We start from the raw sequence: 2,384 nt of genomic DNA, 5'->3' as shown, positions 1-2,384 counted from the left end.
TTTGTCCTTAAATCGGGTACGATTTAAGGAAACATGCAGTAGGCGGCCTCACCACCGAAGACAGAAGGCCGCCCCTGAGGCGGCCTTCTTGCGTTCGCATCAAACCGGTTTCGCCGTTATTGACTCGCGACTTCGCTCGCATCGTCCCTGCCGAGGAGTTCGTCGATGCGCTCGCGCTCTTCCTCGAACTTTGCCAGCGCCTCGCCGGAAAGCGACTTTCCTCCTGGCAAGCGGATGCGGAGCGGGTCGACCTTATTGCCGTTGACGATCAATTCGTAATGGAGGTGCGGACCGGTCGAAAGGCCGGTCGTTCCGACCCAGCCGATCACCTGACCCTGCACGACCTTGGCGCCGGGCTTCACGCTCTTAGCGATCGCACTTTGGTGGTTGTAGGACGAGACATAGCCGTTGGCATGGCGGATCAGCGTCTGGTTGCCATAGCCTCCGGAATCCCAACCGGCCTTCTCCACGACGCCATTGCCCGCCGCAATGATCGGGGTGCCGCGAGGGGCGGACCAGTCGACGCCCGTGTGCATGCGCGAGAAACCGAGGATCGGGTGACGGCGCATGCCGAAGCCGGAACGGAAATGACCGTTCGGAACCGGGTTGCGCAGCAGGAACTGGCGGATGCTCTTGCCGTCCTTGTCGAAATAGTCGACCGAATTGTCATCCGGATCCTGGAAGCGGTAGAAGCGTGTTTCCGCATCGCCGAATTTGGCGTTGACGTAGAGAAGCTCCGACTCCTCTGTTGCTTGCCCGCTTTCATCGGTGACGGAGAAAAAGGCTTCGAGCGAATCCGTCGGCTTGAGCTGGGCCTGGAAATCGACATTGCTCGCGAGCAGCTTGACGATGAGCGCGACCATGTCGGCGTTCATGCCGTAGGAGAGTGCGGCGCGATAGATTCCATCATAGACGCGGGGCAGGTCGTGACCGCTGGTGACCACCGGCGTGCCGGTGTCGTCGAAGGCGGTCGCGACCGCGTCGAGCTTCGGCGGTTCGGCGCCGGGAACGAAGCGACCGCTGTCGTCCACCGCCATGGTGAGCACGTGCCGGTTGCGCGAGTAGATCGTGGCGCGGACGATTCGCGCCTCCTCGCCCTTCTGGATGATGCCGATACGCAGCACGTCGCCGGCGGAAAGCTCCTTGGCCCCGAGCGCCTCTTCGAGATAACCGGCCGCATCCGCGGCCTGAGCTTTGGCGTAACCGGCATTGATCATCACCGTCGCAATCGGCGTCGCGCGGCGTACCGGTATGACGTCATCGGCATATTCGGTGCTCTGCTTGGTGATGTTCTCGTAGGTGGAGACGCTCATGTTCTCCTCGACGATGCGGGCAGAAAGCCCCTGCATCAGGTCGAGGTTGCCGGCGTCCGAGGCAAAGCGTTGCGGGTCGACATAGAAGAGCGATGCTACCTGCGTATTGCCCTCCGTCAGCACCGATCCGTTGGTGCGGACGTTCTCCTCGACCTCGTCGAGCGACATAGACGGTCCGAAGGCAAGGCCGGCGCCATTCACTGGAAAATCCACGGTTTTCAGTGCCACCTCGGACTCGACGTCCGAGCCGTAGATCGTTCCGGTCTTGGCGGTGGGTGCTTCCGCGTCCGCCTCGTCCGTGGAAAAGATCGCCAGGGGGTCGAAGTCCGGATAGCTTTCGGAAGTCTGGTGGTTGGCGGCCAGCGCCATCTTGACGTGAACGAAGGGCTGGCGGCGGACCACCTCCTTCTCGCCGTCATGGATCATGGTGGAGACTTCCATGACCGTCTTGTCGGCCGGCTTGGCGACGATATTGGGCGAGAGAATGCGGTCTCCGCGTTTGGCGGCACCGGCAGGAGTCGAGGGATCCAGTGCTGCAAAGGCCTCCGCCGGGATCGCAAGCTGCTGGCGGCCGTCGAGAGCCGCGAAAAGCGCGACGCCCATCAACAGGCTCGAGGTGATGCCGGTCAGAAACGTGCCCGAAAGCCAGCGCATGGAGATCTCGCGCCGGTCCGGCGCGCGACGGCCATCCGCAAGGATCGGCGGTTGGTCGCCGAGCGACCGCAGCATCTTCCTGTTGCTGATCATGCCAACTGGAGGTCCCCGATTGCTCTTGCCGTGTTCTTATAATCGTACTTTTTACGAAGGTGTGCCTGTTCCGAGCGCCGAAGTCAAATCGCTGCGCTGACCTGGCCGGCGCGCCGTTTACCGGACGACGCGCGTCGGTGATTGGCTTAGATCGGCCGATTGTGAAGAAGTGAAGGCGAAATCCCCTATCCACAGGGGTGGCGGAAACGTGAAAAAAGAATCTTCCAGCCACAAAGCCCTGCATTTCCGGGCTTTGTCAGAAAACTGTCATTTTTTTCGAAGAACCCTGTTGACGTGTCGGGGGTGGCGGGTCTATAAGCCCGA

At 61.5% G+C, this 2,384-nt stretch carries 1 protein-coding gene; it reads right to left on the bottom strand.

Features of this window, described 5'->3' with window-relative positions; genetic code table 11:
• Positions 1–116: 116 nt before the first annotated feature.
• On the bottom strand, positions 117–2,060 hold the full coding sequence (locus tag AYK65_RS13245) for a M23 family metallopeptidase (protein WP_046116421.1): 1,944 nt from the start codon (positions 2,058–2,060) through the stop codon (positions 117–119).
• Between the last annotated feature and the right edge of the window lie 324 nt (positions 2,061–2,384).

Source organism: Ensifer aridi (assembly GCF_002078505.1).
Classification (GTDB): domain Bacteria; phylum Pseudomonadota; class Alphaproteobacteria; order Rhizobiales; family Rhizobiaceae; genus Sinorhizobium; species Sinorhizobium aridi.
The sequence above is the reverse complement of the archived record's forward strand: the minus strand, read 5'-3'. Positions and strand labels throughout refer to the sequence as shown.